Consider the following 14,370-nt stretch of genomic DNA (forward strand, 5'->3'; position numbering starts at 1 on the left):
AGCCCATGATGCGGTGTCCGAACAGTGCCGCACTGCGAGCGCGGTCGGCGAGACGTTCAGGACGGTGCGCCGCACGCGGTTCGGCGCGGGCGAGGTGGTCGTAGTCGGGGACGACAATGATCAGGCCATTCGCATCCCTTGTGCGTCCGTACTTGAAGGGACTCGACGTCCCGGAGGCAGTCGTTGAGTGCGTCGAGGTTGTGTCCGTAGTAGTCCGGGAAGTCGATCGCCGTGGCGACGTCCCGGTGCATGTCCGCTTGCGCAGTCCGCTGCCCCGTTTTGAGGATGACGACTTGGCAGTCGTGGTCGCGCAACCAGGGTGGGTCGGTCCAGCAGACTCCGGCGCCAGTACAGGGTGACGAAGGAGTCCGCCATCAGGCGCACGGCGAGGTCGACGGAGAGGCCGGCGGAGAGGCCGGCGGAGAGGCCGGCGGAGAGGCCGGCGGAGAGGTCGGCGTCAGGGTCGAAGGCAGCCACGGGTAGACCGCAACTGACGGGCTTGCACGTGGTGTTTCGTCCCCCGTCTCATTGTCGTGCAGGGCTCACACGGTTTCCTACCGCATGACCGGACGGTTGGCGTAGGTGTATTCGTCGGCGACGTTGAAGACGCTGGCGCAGCCCGGGCATTCCGCATCTCCGAACAGGTGGCGAATTCCGTCGGCGAGTGTCTTCTGCCCATCGCGGACAACTGTTTCATGCATCCATCTGCCGGTTCCGGTCAGTCCCTCGGCGGCCGCCGGGCGCAGGTCCCGTCGCTCCACATCACCCATGTTCCAGTCCCGAGTCGCGGAGTACCGTCCGTAGTCGCCGATGGCGATCACGACCTCTGCGTCACAGTGGGGACAGGCCAGCGGATAGAAGTCGTCTGTGAAGTCACCCAGGACCGCCGCCCAGTGGTATTCCTCCTCGGCCGAGAGCAGGGCGAGGAAAGACATGAGGTAGTCAGCCGGCCGCGACCGCAGGTGCCGGTCCAGCACTTCGCGGAACTGCGCGATGGCGCCGGCGCAGCCGGCCAGGAGAGCGTCGCAGCCGTGGCGCCCTGCCGCACGCCCGAGGATCTCGCCCGCCAGGGCTCGCGCCTGCGCGCTGCGTGGCGCGAGGCGCACCAGGCGTGGCAGCGCCGCGAAACTCGCCGGGGACACCAGGTCATGCTCAAGGACAAGCCGCCAACCCAGTTCCTTCCACGCGTCTGCGTCGTCATCACGCTCGACTCGCTCCAAGAGCTCCGGAACACGACCAATCTCGAACCTGCAGTCACGCATCTGTGCCCAGTCCTCCACTCCGGCATTGAACCTCGGCGAGGTGGCTCGGGGCGAGTCTGCAGTCAACCGTGGAGCCGGTCAGCGGCCGCAGCGCGGACATTGGCGGCTGCGCGCCCCGAGGGGTGTCACCTCGGTGCCTGGGCCCGCATGCGGGTCAGTGGTCGCTGACGGTCGGTGGGGGCAGCCCGAGGGGTGCGGCGAGTCGATGTACCGCGGGTTCCTCCCCGTACGGGGCGACCCATGCGCGGTGGGCGCGCAGCTGCGCGCCGCGCCCACTGAGGTGAGCGCATGGTCCCACCATTGCCGCTTTCACCGACAGGTGTGAAGCTGCTGGATCGAACGGATGACGAACTGCCCGCACGACGTGCGCACGGACGAGGAATGCAGGGAGGATGGCCGCCATGACGACCGCGACGCAGCGCTATGGTCTGGTGTGGACCGACCGTGAGGGCGTATCGCAGGTCTCTGCCGGCCGCTTCGACAAGCCCGCGGCCAAGCGCCGACGGAAGGCACTGAAAGAGACCGGCTGCACCCGTGTGGAGATTGTCGCGGTCAGGCCCGGCGAGGTTCCTGAACTGCCCATTTGAGGCCGCCCCGTCGGAATGGGCAGTCTGAACACACGGAAGTGCGGACACCGGCGGCGCCCGTGTGCGGCGATGAGCCGGGACATCTCCTGCCGCTGTCGCCGCTGTGCGGCGGTGCCGTGCAGCGGCTGGGGTGTGGGCACGTTCAGGTATGTGGCGCACCAGGCGGTCCGGGCGGCCTGCGCCCCTGGCGCCCGGTGGTGTTCTCCTTGTGTCAGCTGAAGTGGATGTCGCTGAGGTCGATCGAGACCATGACCTCACCCTCGAGGATGGGGGAGCCGTCGGCGTCACGACGGTAGGCCCGGCGCTTGGTGGGCAGCACGATGCCGTCCGCTTCCACGCAGTCGTAGACGTACTGCGCGGCAGCGAATCCGCCCGCCACGTCGACGTGGTAGTCGTGCCGGCGCAGGAGGTGATCGGGGCCGAAGTAGAAGTCCTGGTGGGTGCTGTGGCTGGCGATCTCGGCCGGGAATGTGGCGCGCAGACCCCGCCAGAGCTCGTCTCCCTCCTGCCACGGCTCGATCTCGGTGACCGTGAAGCCGGGCATGGCCAGCAGGAACGGCGTGGTGAGGTAGGTCCACAGCGCATAGCCGTTGAAGTAGGCCCGGTCCAGCGGGTCCCAGGGGCTCTCCAGAGTGTGTCCGGCGAAGGACGTTCGCGGGTTCTCGCGCTCGGCCACCGTCCGTCCGTCGAGCTTGTCGATGCTCACCCGGCCGGGCGTGAAGTCGGTCTTCTGGTCAGGGGCTCCGAAGGGCGTGACCGAGGCGTGCTCCTCGTGGAGCAGAACGGTCATCTCGCGCGGCGCAGGATCCTGCGGCAGGCCCTTGGCCTCGAACAGATGTCCCCCGCTGACCAGAGTGGCTCGCGCCCGCGTCAGCTCGCGCCAGCGCGTGTTCCCGCCGTGGGCTTCGATTACCTCGGTAAGCAGTGCGTTCATGGAGGTCTCCTGAGGTGCGGCGACCGCGGGACACCCGCGGGGTCGAGGCTGTAGGGACTGATGCGGTCGACAGACGGTTGGTCGACGGACTCGAGGGCGAAGACACCTATCATGTTCGCCATTGCCGAACATAGCAGATGTTCGGAAACGGCGAACATCTACGGTAGTCTGCTCGTGTGGCAAGCCGCTCTGCAACCGACCTCGTGCACCCGGACCGACGGCACATGCAGTTCACCGCCGTGATGGCGGCGCTGAGCGACCCCATACGCCTCGCCGTCGTCGCCCGCCTCGCCCAGGTTGAACCTCACGGTGAGCTGGCGTGTACCACCTTCGCTCTCCCGGTCAGCAAGTCCACCCAGAGCGGCCACTTCAAAGTCCTGAGGCAAGCTGGGGTCATCCGGCAGCGCGACGAAGGAACGCGACGACTCAACCAACTGCGCCGCGAAGACCTCGACACCCTTTTTCCAGGCCTCCTGGACCTGGCCGTCCAGCAAGGACGCGAGATCGCTGCCAGTTGGCCAGGCGGCGGCACGAGCTAGTGGCTCTCGAATCGTTGGCCGGGCAGCGGGACTGTCCGGGTTTCCCGATCATGACAGTCGCCGCGGAGAAAATCCGCGACGGTTCTCGTGGGTCGGGCCAGTGTGAGGGCGGGGCAAAGATCGAGATGGCAGCAGGGCCTCGGCGAAGTCGTGTGATGCGAGGTTTGTGATCGTGGGGTCCCAGGAGGTGAGGGGCACCGAAACGTCCACCGATTCGAGTGCCGATGGCTTCGCGCCCGTGATCATGCATCCGCTGTGGCATGTCGGCCACCGGAACGAAGCTGGCGACGACGGCTCGACAGTGCACGTCGATGAGAGCGGTGTGTTCCGCGACGAGTCGGACGGCGACGACGTGAAGCTGCTCGGTATCTACTCAGCCCTCGAGCGGGTTGAAGAGCGTGTGCGTCAGGCTCGACTGCTACCGGGGTTCCGTGATGAACCAGAGTGCTTCTACTTCGACGTCTGCGAGCTGTATGAGAACGATTGGACCGAGGGCTTCGTTCGAGTTCCGCCGGGCGAGTAGGCCCGTGGGCAGAGTCTCGGTGGGCTGCCGTTCCGTGGTCACGCAATCCCCCAGGGCTTCCGCGTAGTCGGGTTTGAGGCAGGTCGGCGTAGGCGGTGGCGGCTTTGGTGGGGTCGCCGGCTCAGCCCTGCCATCGGGCGAGGTTGTTTCGGGTGGTGAGGGTGTTGGGGTGGTCGGGCCCCAGGACCCGCAGACAGTCCGTCAGCAGCTCGGCGAACGCACTGGCAGCCCCGGTGGGGTCGCCTGCTGCGCCCTGCCAGTAGGCGAGGTTGTTTCGGGTGGTGAGGGTGCTGGGGTGGTCGGGTCCCAGGACCCGCAGGAAGTCCGCCAGCAGGTCGGCGTACGCGGTGGCGGCTTTGGTGGCGTCGCCTGCTTCGCCCTGCCAGTAGGCGAGGTTTGCGCGGGTGGTGAGGGTGTCGGGGTGGTCGGGTCCCAGAACCCGCAGGAAGTCCTCCAGCAGTTCGGCGTGCGCGGTGACAGCACCGGTGGCCTCGCCTGCCAGGCCTTGCCAGTAGGCGAGGTTCTGGCGGGCGGTGAGGGTGTTGGGATGCTCGGGTCCGAGGACCCGCAGGAAGTCCTCCAGCAGTTCGGTGTACGCGTCGGCAGCACCGGTGGGGTCGCCTGCTTCGCCCTGCCACCGGGCGAGGTTGCCTCGGGCGGTGAGAGTGTCGGGGTGGCCGGGTCCCAGAACCCGCAGGAAGTCCTCCAGCAGTTCGGTGTACGCGTCGGCAGCACCGGCGGGGTCGCCTGCTTCGCCCTGCCACCGGGCGAGGTTGCCTCGGGTCGTGAGGGTGTCGGGGTGGTCGGGTCCCAGGACCCGCAGCCGGTCCGTCAGCAGATCGGCGTACGCGGTGGCGGCTCCCGTGGGGTCGCCCGCTGAGCCTTGCCACCGGGCGAGGTTTGCACGGGTGTTGAGGGTGTCGGGGTGGTCGGGTCCCAGGACCCGCAGGAAGTCCTCCAGCAGTTCGGCGAACGCGCTGGCGGCTCCCGTGGGGTCGCCTGCTGCGCCTTGCCACCGGGCGAGGTTGTGGCGGGTGTTGAGGGTGTCGGGGTGGTCGGGCCCCAGGACCCGCAGGAAGTCCGTCAGCACGTCGGCGAACGCGCTGGCGGCTCCCGTGGGGTCGCCTGCTGAGCCCCGCCAGTGGGCGAGGTCATGGCGGGTGGTGAGGGTGGCGGGATGGTCAGGTCCCAGCACCCGCAGCAAGTCGTCCAGGAGTTCGGCCAGTGCGCCGGCGGCGCTGGTGGGGCTGCCTGCTTCGCCTTGCCAGTGAGCGAGGTTGTGGCGGGTGGTGAGGGTGGCGGGGTGGTCGGGTTCCAGGACCCGCAGCAAGTCGTCCAGCAGGGCGGCGAATGCGGTGGCGGCCTTGGCGGGGTCGCCCGCCGCGCCCTGCCACCGGGCGAGGTTGTGGCGGGCGGTGAGGGTGGCGGGATGGTCGGAACCGAGGTGGCTGGTGGTGGTCTGCGTGAGGTGGTGGAAGTGGTCCCGGGCGGCGGTGACCTGTCCGGCTTCTCCGAGACTGAGGCCTGCCTGGTAGAGCACGGCGTGTGCGTCGGGGGAGTGCAGTGCGGTTTCGGCGCAGGCGGTGAGGGCTTCGGTGTTGGCTCGTAGGGCCTGGGCGACGGTGGTGTCGTTTTCGATGTCGGGCCAGGCCGCGATCAGGGCGTCGGAGGCAGTGTGGGCGGTCTGATGATGCAGGTCTGGGGTGAGAGTGTCGCGGACGGCGCGTTGGATGAGCTGGTGGACCCGGACCGCCTGATGCGGAGCGTCGGGGGTGTGGTCGGCGAGGCTGAGCCGGTGCAACGCCCGGAACGCCATGCGAGCCCGCTCGGGTGTCACGGGGCCTTGGTCGTGGCCGGCGGCTGTGGCGTGGTCGGTGAGGTAGGCGAGGGCGGCTGGACTGGTGAGCACGGTGTCGGGAATGCCGTTGGGGTCGAGAAAAGCCGCGAGCTGGAGGAGCGGTCGGGCGAGGCCTGCGGGGCGGAGGGTGTTGGCGCGGTCGATGGACATGGCCCAGGCCGCGGCGGTGGGGTGGGTCTGCCCGTCGGGGAGGGCGTCCTCTTCGGGTGTGGCGTCGGCGAGTTTCGTGGCGCGGTCGGCCAGCAGGCTCCGGTACGCGGCGCAGGTGATGTCGGCGTCGATGAGGTAGGCGACGGCCTGGGACAGAGCCAGGGGCAGGTGGCCGACGTCGTCGGCGAGTGCGGCGAGGTCGTTGTCGGGCTCGGTACGACCGTGGTCGGCGAGTGCGGTGGTGAGGTAGGTGACGGATTCGAGGGGGGTGAACAGGCCGATCTCGATCATGTGGCGGCCGTGCCCGCGCAGGGCGGCGTCGCGGCGGCGGGTGGTGACCAGGGTCCTGCCGTGCGGACTGGGCGCGGGCCACAGTCCGTTGAGGTCGCCCGGCTGGGTGACGTCGTCCAGGACCACCAGCCACCGCACCGGATGCTGCCCGGCCCGGGGTTCCAGCCAGGCCAGGAATGCGCGGGCTGCCGTTTCGAAGTCTGCCGGGTCGGCGCCCAGGAGTTCGACGGCTGCCTGCGCGTATCCAGCTGCCACCGCGGCCGGATTGCCGGCGGTGATCCACACCAGCACATCCACTTCGCCCGCCCGCCAGATGGTGCGGGCGTAGTCGGCGGCGAGCTGGGATTTACCGACCCCACCCATTCCGACCAGGACCTGTCCGCGCACCGTGTCCTGGCCGACCAGGATCGCGGCCTCACCGCCCGTCAGCGTCTCACGCAGCCGGCCGGCTTCGGCTCGGTACTGGAAGCTGTCAGCTCGAGGCGGGATCACCCCGACCTGATGCGGCAGACTCGCCCGCGGTCGAGGCGCCGCGTAGTGGTTGTTCTGGACGCCTGTTCCGATGACGGGGCCGGTGAAGAGACCTCCGTGGAAGTCGATGTGGTTCCCGCCGTAACCGCCGGCACCCTGCCGGGTTCCCTGTCTGTTACCCGTCACCCCGTCCCCCTCGCCGTTTTGCCCTGGCTTCAGGAGTCCGACCGTAGTGGCCCACAACAGCCTGTACCCACTGTTCAGGACAGACCTGACAGATCTGCGCAATCGACTGCGCTGCCGACCTGAACCTGGCGCTGCCTTCGCAGATTGCCGACACGAACGCGGCGTCGCCTGTGAAGGTCGCCGACCCGAACAGGGCGAATTCTTTGAAGGCCGCCGCCTCGAACGCGGCGCGGCCGTTGAAGGTTGCTTGCTCGGTGGTGAATGGCAGGGGATGACGGTGTCGACGCCGGTCATCTCCAGCAGACGCTGGACGGGCTTATTGGCGCCCATCGCGCAGCGAGCGACGCGAAGGTGTGGCTGCGCCTCGCCGGCGCCCAGGAACGACCTCGGCCTCCCGCCCCACCGAGTTCGGCAGCTCCTGCCCCGGCGCACAGCCGACCACCATCTCCGCGACCGTTGCGCCACTGCACGGCCGCGTCCAGCTGCGAAGTGGGGTCGGCGCCCTTGGCGATACAGGAGACGCTGACGACAGCGTCGGCGCACTGCTTGTGCGGGTCGTCCAGGGCGGTGCGGGCCAGAGGGATTCCGCCCTCGGTCAGGTCCGTGTGCCGGATCACCGTGATGGTTGTCACGGTCGTCGCTCCCCCTTTCGCGCCTACCACGGGACGCGGACCTTCTCGCGGGCGCTGGGCACGGGCCGGGCGGCCTCGACGTCGCCCGGTGACCGATGCGCAGCGGGATGGGGTGAGGGGAGGTGAAGGGGGCGTCCTCGACGGGGGTTGACCTGCCCAGTGACGCAATGCATCATTCAGCTAGTTGATTAATGGAACGGGGGTCCGGGCGTGGCATTCGTCTTCCGGATCGATCGACACAGCGGAGTCCCCGCCTATGTGCAGATCATCCAGCAGGTGCAGCAGGCCCTGCGGCTCAGCCTGCTGGAGCCGGGCGACCGGCTGCCCACCGCCCGCGCTGTCGTGGAAGCGACCGCGCTGAACCCCAACACCGTGCTCAAGGCGTACCGCGAGCTCGAAGCCCAGGGCCTCGTCGAGACCCGGCGACGGCACGGAACGTTCGTGACGGGCACACTCGGCGCGTCGTCCGCCGACTCGCCCTGGCGGGCCGAACTCGCGGAGGTGGTGGCACGGGCCCGCGCGGCGGGCCTGGAGCGGGACGACCTCACCGCGCTCTTCACCGACGTACTCGAAGACCTCTACTCCCCGAAGGAAGACCATGCCGTACCCCATCACCAGTCCTGACGCGGCTTTTGTCGCCGAAGGCGTGAGCAGGAGACACCGCCGAAGGGGTCCGGACGTACTCGACGATTGCACCTTCGCCGTCCCCGCCGGGGTCGTCTGCGCCCTGGTCGGTCCCAACGGTGCGGGCAAGTCCACGCTGCTGCAACTGGCGGCCGGCCTGCAACGTCCCACCTCGGGGACGGTCGAGGTCCTCGGCGGGCCGCCGCGCGCCGGGCATCCCCGGGTCGCCTATCTTTCGCAGGGCCGGCCGTTGTTCAGCCGATTCACCGTGCCGGAGACCCTGCGCCTCGGCGCCCGTCTCAACGACGGCAACTGGGACGCGGCACTGGCGGAGCAGATCGCCGACCCCTCGCGCTTCCGCAAGGACGAACGCGTCGGGGACCTCTCCGGCGGCGAGCGCACCAGGATCGCTCTGGCCCTCGCCCTCGGCAAACGCGCCGACCTGCTCCTGCTCGACGAACCGATGGCCGACCTCGACGTCCTCGCCCGCCAGGAGCTGATGGGCCTGCTCATGGCCCATGTCGCCGACACCGGCACCACGGTTGTCATGTCCTCGCACATCATCTCCGAGCTGACCGACGTCTGCGACCACCTGCTGCTTCTCCACGAGGGCGGCATCCGGCTGTGCGGCGGTATCGAGGAGCTCACCGCGTCCCACGCCGTGGTCGCCCTGCCCGGTGGCGCCGACCGGCTCGACGGCCACCTCGTCGTCGAATCCCGCCCGGCGGGCCGGGGCACCAGCGCCCTGATCCGCCCCGCCGGACCGCTGCCCACCGACTGGGAGGTACGGCCCCCCGCGCTGGAGGAGCTGGTCCTCGCCCACCTCACCGCGCCGGCGTCCCCCGGCCTCACCCTCTCCGCTCCGTCGCACCTCAAGGAATCCGCCGCATGAGCGCCAGCACCGCCATATCCGCACCGAAGACCTCCCGGCCCGGCCCCCGAGGACCGTTGCTGAAGCTCGCCCTGCGGCAGTACCGCCTCGTCGCCCTCACGCTTCTGTTGCTGGCGCTGGGCGCCGGCGCCCAGATCATCCACCACTACGACGGCTGGGCCGATGCCATCGCACTGCGCGACCACGTCGGCAGCCAGGACTACCACTTCGCGCGCTACGCCGACGACGCCCACAACATGACCGCGAGGCTCCTCTCCGACGGCACCCTCCTCGCCTTCAAGCCCGCCCTGTTCGCGGCGCTGATCACAGGCGTACTCACCGCACGCGAGTGGGAGACCGGACGCGTCACTCTCGCCCTGGCCCAGTCGGTTTCGCCCCGACGCTGGTTCACGGTCCGCTGGGCGACGCTCGCCGTGCTCGTCTCGGTGCCGGTCGTCGCACTGGTGGCCCTGTACCGGATCAGTGCCGACCACGCCTACCGCCTCGACCTGCTCACCTACGGCGCCGAACGCCAGAACGCCTACTTCACCATCGGCCCGGTCACCGTCGCCTACGTCCTGCTCGGCGTCGCGGCCGGCGCGGTCACCGCGACCGTGCTGCGGCGCACCTGGCCGACACTGATCGCTGCGCCCGCGCTCACCTGGCTGCTCGCCGCCCTGCTGGTCCGCTCCCGCGCGGTGGTGCTGGTGGACTTCCCGCTCTCGTCGCAGGTCTCCGGCTACCACCAGGGCGGTGTGCTCGGTCTCCAGTTCTACGACCTGCTGCCCCAGGACTCCTATCTCCTGAACTCTCTCCACAGCGGCGACTACTGGCCCTACCAGATCGCCTCCGGCGCGGTGGTGCTGGCGGTGGCGGCGCTGCTGCTCCTGGCCGCCTTCCGCGTCCTGTACCGCCGGATCGCGCGGCCCTGACGAGCCCGGCACAGCGCTCTGGCGCCGGGCCCCGTACAGCGCACCCTCACCGGCCCCCCACCGGCCACTCCCTCCGCGTGGTAACCAGGCCATCTCAGACTCCGTCGATTTCTTGACGAGGCCTCGGGAATGGTGCAGAAGAAATTCGAAATGTTGAGCCCGACACCCTGTTTTCCCTCCCGAAAAAGCAGGTGCTGAGACTCGTGACGGGTATCCGGAGGAGCCGATCGCCGAATCCGCCGCGTGCTTTGGACGTAGGGCGGCGAATTAGCCTCAACTGCGCTCCGACTGCCGTCAGCCGTTCCTGGAACGGGACAGAAATGAGGAGGGCGTGCCGCCACGCGTCCCACGTGAATCTCAGTAGGCGACCTACTAACCCCTGCACGCCGGACGCTCCGGACAGCGATCCATCGTGGAATGAAGCCGCCGAGCGAATGCAATAGAGACGCAGGGGGCTGCCGCACAGTCGGGCACGCGACGCCGCAGTCCGTCAGTGTCAGCGCGTACGGCATCGGGCCGAACGGAGCCGGTATAGCCTCGACGATCTGGGACACCAATCCGGGAAGGTGCGTCATGGGCGAGCAGGTGACCTGTCACGGAATCTATGAACAGACATCTTCCGAGGACGGCACACGGGTACTCGTCGAACGTGTCTGGCCCCAGGGACTCAAAAGAGAAGAAGCGCATATCGACAAGTTGCTGCCCGAGGTGGCGCCATCCACGGAGCTACAGAGCTGGTACGAGCATGAAGCTCCTCCCTATGCGGAGTTCCGCAGCCGCTATCTCGCCGAACTCGGAAGTGCGCAGCACAAGCAGGCCGCGAGCCAACTGCGTGACCTTGCCCGACATGGCAAGCTCACCCTGCTGACCGCTGGCCAGGATGTGGACCACAGCCAAGCCGCCGTGCTCGCCGAATGGATTTCCGGTGCGGACCGCCCCGAGCCCGCTTTGAACCCCCATGGATACCGGGCGGCTGTTTCCTCCAGGATCGCGGATCTCAACGCGGGGGCTTTCGCGTTCGTCATGGGCACAGGCATCGTGTCCACCGCCCTGAACATCAACAAAGCACACACCGCCTCCGTGGTACTGCTCGTGGTGGGCCTGGTCGGGTTCGCGGTGCTGTTGCCCGCCTACGGATGGCGGTTTCTGTGCTCGCGGCAGCGGTTCATGGCGGACCTCGTCGGGCCGCGCTCATTCGCCTTCCTCACCATCATCATCGCGGCCAATGTGCTGGCCGCTCGCCTGGAGTCGGATGGCTACACCACAGCGGCCGAAGCGTTCTTGGCGTTCGGAGGGGTCGGGTGGCTGCTGTTGGGCTACGGGATTCCGCTCGGGCTCATTGCCAACACGAGACGCGATCCATCGATCGACCAGGTGAACGGCACCTGGTTCCTCTGGGCGGTGGGATCCCAGTCGGTGGCGGTCGCGGCAGTCGGTCTTGTGCCCTCGGTATCAGGTGACGTCCTGCCGGTAGTGGCCCTGGTGTGTTGGGGTATCGGACTGATGCAGTACCTGCTGACCGCGGCGATCATCCTGGCCAGGCTGCTGGCCCGGCCCGTCGACCCGGGAAACCTCATGACCTCGTCCTGGATCTTCATGGGGGCCGCGGCGATCGGTGTGCTCGTGGGGACGAGGCTGCTCGAACTGCCGGCGGGAAACATGCTGCTGTCGCGTTCGGCGATCGCCGGGGTGTCCGTTGTCCTGTGGTCCTTTTCCAGCTGGCTGATTCCGCTGCTGCTGGCTCTGGGGGTATGGCGGCATGTCCTGCGCAAGATCCCGTTCCATTACGAGCTCGGCTGGTGGAACCTCGTCTTCCCGATCGGAATGTACGCGGTCACCACGCATGAACTGGGGCGCGTCACCAAGACCTCGTGGCTGGTCACGCTGGGCCGCTGGGAGATCTGGGTCGCCGGCGTGGTCTGGGTGCTGGTGTTCGCCGCCATGGTGGTTGCCGCTGTCCGGCCTCACCTCCCGACAAGGAGTGGGGCAGGTCCGACCGCCGTACCGCATCGGCTGTAATCCCGGGTCTTGGACGCGGGGGACACCGCGCACTTGACGATCCGGGTGTTCAGGAGTCTTACGTTGACGAAGCCCTATCAGAGTGCGGCAGTTGCGGTGCGGTAGAACTCCGCTGCTGTGACGTCGGCGGGGACGCCGAGTTCGGCGGCGACCTCGGCGATCGCGGTGGCCCCGACGGTGAGGTCGGCTTGGCCGTCGGTGGTGAAATGCGGTGCGATGAACCTCTCGTAGTGGGCTCGGGCTTCGTCCGCGGTCTGTCCGCCGAGGAATGTCCGCATGTGCCGCACCGTGGTGGCGGGGTCGTTGTGGATCACCTGTAGGGCGCGGCGGTGGGCTCGCAGGACGGCCTGGACCGCGGGGTCGTCCGGGTTGGTGTGGGTAGGGTCGACGGCCAGGCCTACGGTGGGGATCCGGAAGTGGTCGCCGACCCAGGCCAGCACATTCCAGCCGTGTTCGGCGGCTACCGCTTCCGGTGCCATGGTGCTGCCGACCAGGGCGGCGTCGATGCTGCCGTCCCGCAGCCGGCGCAGGTCCATGCCGTAGTCGCCAGGGGCGCGGACGATGGTGTTGATGTCGCGGTCCGGGTCCAGGCCGGCCTGGCGCAGCACGATCCGGGTGAAGCATCCTGGCGCGGTGCGGGGGGCGTGCACCGCCAGCCGTCGGCCGGCCAGGTCGGCCGGCGAGTTCAGGCCGGAGTGGGAGAGGAACCAGAACAGCGGGCGGTGGGTGTTCACACTGAGTGCGACCCAGGGTGTGCCGGCGGTCAGCCGGGACAGCAGGGCCCGGCCGAGCCCGATGGTTTAGCTGCGGCGCAGTCGCTCCTCGTCCCACAGGCACCCGTCGTGCAGCGCGACGTGGACGCCCTCGTCGCCGTAGTAACCCTCCTGGTCGGCGATGTAGGCGGTCAGTCCTCGTGCAGGCCCCGCCCGACGTAGGCGAGATCGATGGCGTGCATGATCGATTCCCTTGATCGTGTCGCGTCAGGCGCCCGTGCGTGTCGCAGGCGCGGCGGTCCCCGGTTCCGAGGGGTGTGCGAGACCGGGATGGCTTGTCTGCGGGGAGCGTGGGGCGTCAGTACATGGACATCCCGCCGTTGACCACGGCCGTGCTGCCGGTCATGAAGGCGTTGTCCTCGGCGGCGTAGAAGGCGACCGCTTGGGCGACGTCGCCGGGGTGTGCCAGGCGGCCCAGGGGTGTGGCCGCCACCTGCCGCTGCTTGTGCGCGTCGTCGAACACGTCCGCCATGCGGGCCATGCGTGTGTCCTCCACGGGGCCGGGCGCGACGATGTTGACCGTGATGCTCTGCGGGCCCAGTTCCTGTGCGAGGTACCGGGCGAACTGCTCCAGCGCGGCCTTGGCCGTGCCCAGGGCGATCATGTTCTCCCGCGGCTGGCGGCTGAGACCCGTACTGATGTAGACGATGCGTCCCCAGCCCTGTCCGGTCATGGTCGGCAGGACGGCTTTGGTGACCGCGAACGCCGCGTGCATCTCGGCATCGAGCTTGCCGCCCAGTTCCTCCCACGTCATGTCCTGGAACGGCTTGACCGCGTACGGGATGAGCGCGTTGTGCACGAGTACGTCGATGCCGCCCCAGGCCGCCTGGACCTGTCGGACCATGTCCTCGATCGCCGCCACTTCGCGCACGTCGGCCTGCACGGCCATGGCCCGGCCGCCGGTGGCCTCGATGCCGGCCACCAGGTCCTGGGCGGCCGTACTGCTGCGGAGGTAGTTGACCACCACCCGCATCCCTCGTGCCGCAAGAAGTCGCGCGGTGGCCGCGCCGATTCCGCTGCCGGCGCCTGTCACCAGTGCCACCCTGCCGGTCACCCCAGTCACGGTCGCTCCTCTTCTTCCTCGCGGGGCCGTCGCAATGGCCGCCCGTCGTCGTTCACGTCGATGCGGAGGGTGCTGGGCGGATCGCCCCGTGGATCCTGGGGTCGCCGGTCGCCGGTCGCCGGTCGCCGGTCGCCCGCGGCGGATCGGCTGCGGTGGAGCCGAGTGCGTGTGCGGACTGCGAGGTGAGCGGCCACTCCACCGCGCCACGGGTCATCGCGGCCGCCTGGCCGTCGACGACGAGCGCAGGGTGTCTGGGCGCGGAGGTCGTGCAGGAGGTCCGGAGGCAGTGGCCTTTCCTTGAGGACCGGCTGCACCGTCTCGCTTCGCCCCGGGCAGGTCCCCTGATTATGCGTCAGGGCACTCGCGAACGGCACCAGTTGGGGGCGGTGTGCGGCGGCGCACCCCGCTGCCCGCGGTGCAGGCCCTGGTGACTGGCGCATGTGTGCGCCTGCTGCTGTCGCGCGAACTTTGAGTGCTGTCCGCGCTGTCGGCCTTCCAAGGGTGTGAGGAACAGGCTCGTCGCCACCGCGTCCTTCGACGCGGAACCGTGCGCTCCTGCCGTCGCAAGGACTCGACGCTCCGCGTCTCACCGGGCGCCGTGCCTTGTGCGCTCTGCCTTGGATCGCCCGGTCAGACAAGGACCAGCTCTCCGGCG

Annotated in this window: 13 protein-coding genes; 7 read left to right on the forward strand and 6 right to left on the reverse strand. The window is 68.9% G+C overall.

The features are described 5' to 3' along the window. Positions 1–56 precede the first annotated feature (56 nt). A complete protein-coding gene (locus ACFV0T_RS29510; RefSeq protein WP_385785514.1) occupies positions 57–251 on the reverse strand; it encodes a barstar family protein in 195 nt (64 codons plus the stop codon). 303 nt (positions 252–554) lie between these two features. Further along, positions 555–1,280 carry a hypothetical protein gene (locus tag ACFV0T_RS29515; protein WP_385785517.1) on the reverse strand — a complete coding sequence of 242 codons (726 nt, stop codon included), beginning with the start codon at positions 1,278–1,280 and terminating at the stop codon, positions 555–557. 383 nt (positions 1,281–1,663) lie between these two features. On the opposite strand from ACFV0T_RS29515, the gene ACFV0T_RS29520 reads away from it, so the two are divergent. After that, positions 1,664–1,849, forward strand: a complete 186-nt coding sequence (locus ACFV0T_RS29520; protein WP_385785520.1) for a hypothetical protein — start codon at positions 1,664–1,666, stop codon at positions 1,847–1,849. A gap of 211 nt (positions 1,850–2,060) precedes the next feature. Here the strand turns inward: ACFV0T_RS29520 and ACFV0T_RS29525 are convergent, their stop codons facing one another. Then, a complete protein-coding gene (locus ACFV0T_RS29525; RefSeq protein ID WP_385785523.1) occupies positions 2,061–2,783 on the reverse strand; it encodes a hypothetical protein in 723 nt (240 codons plus the stop codon). 176 nt (positions 2,784–2,959) lie between these two features. Here ACFV0T_RS29525 and ACFV0T_RS29530 point away from each other — a divergent pair, with 176 nt between their 5' ends. Both ACFV0T_RS29530 and ACFV0T_RS29535 read left to right on the forward strand, forming a co-directional pair. Continuing rightward, positions 2,960–3,322 carry an ArsR/SmtB family transcription factor gene (locus tag ACFV0T_RS29530; RefSeq protein ID WP_385785526.1) on the forward strand — a complete coding sequence of 121 codons (363 nt, stop codon included), beginning with the start codon at positions 2,960–2,962 and terminating at the stop codon, positions 3,320–3,322. Between the two features lie 187 nt (positions 3,323–3,509). Beyond that, positions 3,510–3,845, forward strand: a complete 336-nt coding sequence (locus ACFV0T_RS29535; RefSeq protein ID WP_385785529.1) for a hypothetical protein — start codon at positions 3,510–3,512, stop codon at positions 3,843–3,845. Positions 3,846–3,966: 121 nt separating this feature from the next. Here ACFV0T_RS29535 and ACFV0T_RS29540 read toward each other — a convergent pair whose 3' ends face one another. Continuing rightward, a complete protein-coding gene (locus ACFV0T_RS29540) occupies positions 3,967–6,801 on the reverse strand; it encodes a tetratricopeptide repeat protein (protein ID WP_385785532.1) in 2,835 nt (944 codons plus the stop codon). Between the two features lie 842 nt (positions 6,802–7,643). Here ACFV0T_RS29540 and ACFV0T_RS29545 point away from each other — a divergent pair. From ACFV0T_RS29545 to ACFV0T_RS29560, 4 genes are all read left to right on the forward strand, one after another. Next, positions 7,644–8,057: a GntR family transcriptional regulator gene (locus ACFV0T_RS29545; RefSeq protein ID WP_385785535.1), complete on the forward strand. Its 414-nt coding sequence runs from the start codon at positions 7,644–7,646 to the stop codon at positions 8,055–8,057. Then, the gene (locus ACFV0T_RS29550) at positions 8,032–8,949 is read left to right on the forward strand and encodes an ABC transporter ATP-binding protein (RefSeq protein WP_385785538.1); all 918 of its coding nucleotides are present in this window, start codon (positions 8,032–8,034) and stop codon (positions 8,947–8,949) included. The genes ACFV0T_RS29545 and ACFV0T_RS29550 overlap by 26 nt, the downstream gene beginning before the upstream one ends. Further along, positions 8,946–9,860, forward strand: a complete 915-nt coding sequence (locus ACFV0T_RS29555; RefSeq protein WP_385785541.1) for a hypothetical protein — start codon at positions 8,946–8,948, stop codon at positions 9,858–9,860. The genes ACFV0T_RS29550 and ACFV0T_RS29555 overlap by 4 nt, the downstream gene beginning before the upstream one ends. Before the next feature lie 573 nt (positions 9,861–10,433). Continuing rightward, entirely contained in the window at positions 10,434–11,879 is a 1,446-nt protein-coding gene (locus ACFV0T_RS29560; RefSeq protein ID WP_385785543.1) for a DUF488 family protein, read from the forward strand. 77 nt (positions 11,880–11,956) lie between these two features. On the opposite strand, the gene ACFV0T_RS29565 is transcribed toward ACFV0T_RS29560, so the two are convergent. Together ACFV0T_RS29565 and ACFV0T_RS29570 are read right to left on the reverse strand one after the other, a co-directional pair. Next, positions 11,957–12,613 (reverse strand): ABC transporter substrate-binding protein, encoded by a 657-nt coding sequence (locus ACFV0T_RS29565; RefSeq protein WP_385785546.1) that lies wholly within the window; start codon positions 12,611–12,613, stop codon positions 11,957–11,959. Positions 12,614–12,950: 337 nt separating this feature from the next. Beyond that, a complete protein-coding gene (locus tag ACFV0T_RS29570) occupies positions 12,951–13,715 on the reverse strand; it encodes an SDR family NAD(P)-dependent oxidoreductase (RefSeq protein WP_385785548.1) in 765 nt (254 codons plus the stop codon). Positions 13,716–14,370 lie beyond the last annotated feature (655 nt).

The organism is Streptomyces sp. NPDC059582, from assembly GCF_042735715.1.
Lineage (GTDB): Bacteria > Actinomycetota > Actinomycetes > Streptomycetales > Streptomycetaceae > Streptomyces.

What these genes read in the sequence shown, in the direction of transcription:
- ACFV0T_RS29510 (WP_385785514.1), bottom strand. Translation starts at nt 251, where the DNA reads ATGCACCGGGACGTCGCCACGGCGATCGACTTCCCGGACTACTACGGA.
- ACFV0T_RS29520 (WP_385785520.1), top strand. Translation starts at nt 1,664, where the DNA reads ATGACGACCGCGACGCAGCGCTATGGTCTGGTGTGGACCGACCGTGAG.
- ACFV0T_RS29525 (WP_385785523.1), bottom strand. Translation starts at nt 2,783, where the DNA reads ATGAACGCACTGCTTACCGAGGTAATCGAAGCCCACGGCGGGAACACG.
- ACFV0T_RS29550 (WP_385785538.1), top strand. Translation starts at nt 8,032, where the DNA reads ATGCCGTACCCCATCACCAGTCCTGACGCGGCTTTTGTCGCCGAAGGC.
- ACFV0T_RS29555 (WP_385785541.1), top strand. Translation starts at nt 8,946, where the DNA reads ATGAGCGCCAGCACCGCCATATCCGCACCGAAGACCTCCCGGCCCGGC.
- ACFV0T_RS29560 (WP_385785543.1), top strand. Translation starts at nt 10,434, where the DNA reads ATGGGCGAGCAGGTGACCTGTCACGGAATCTATGAACAGACATCTTCC.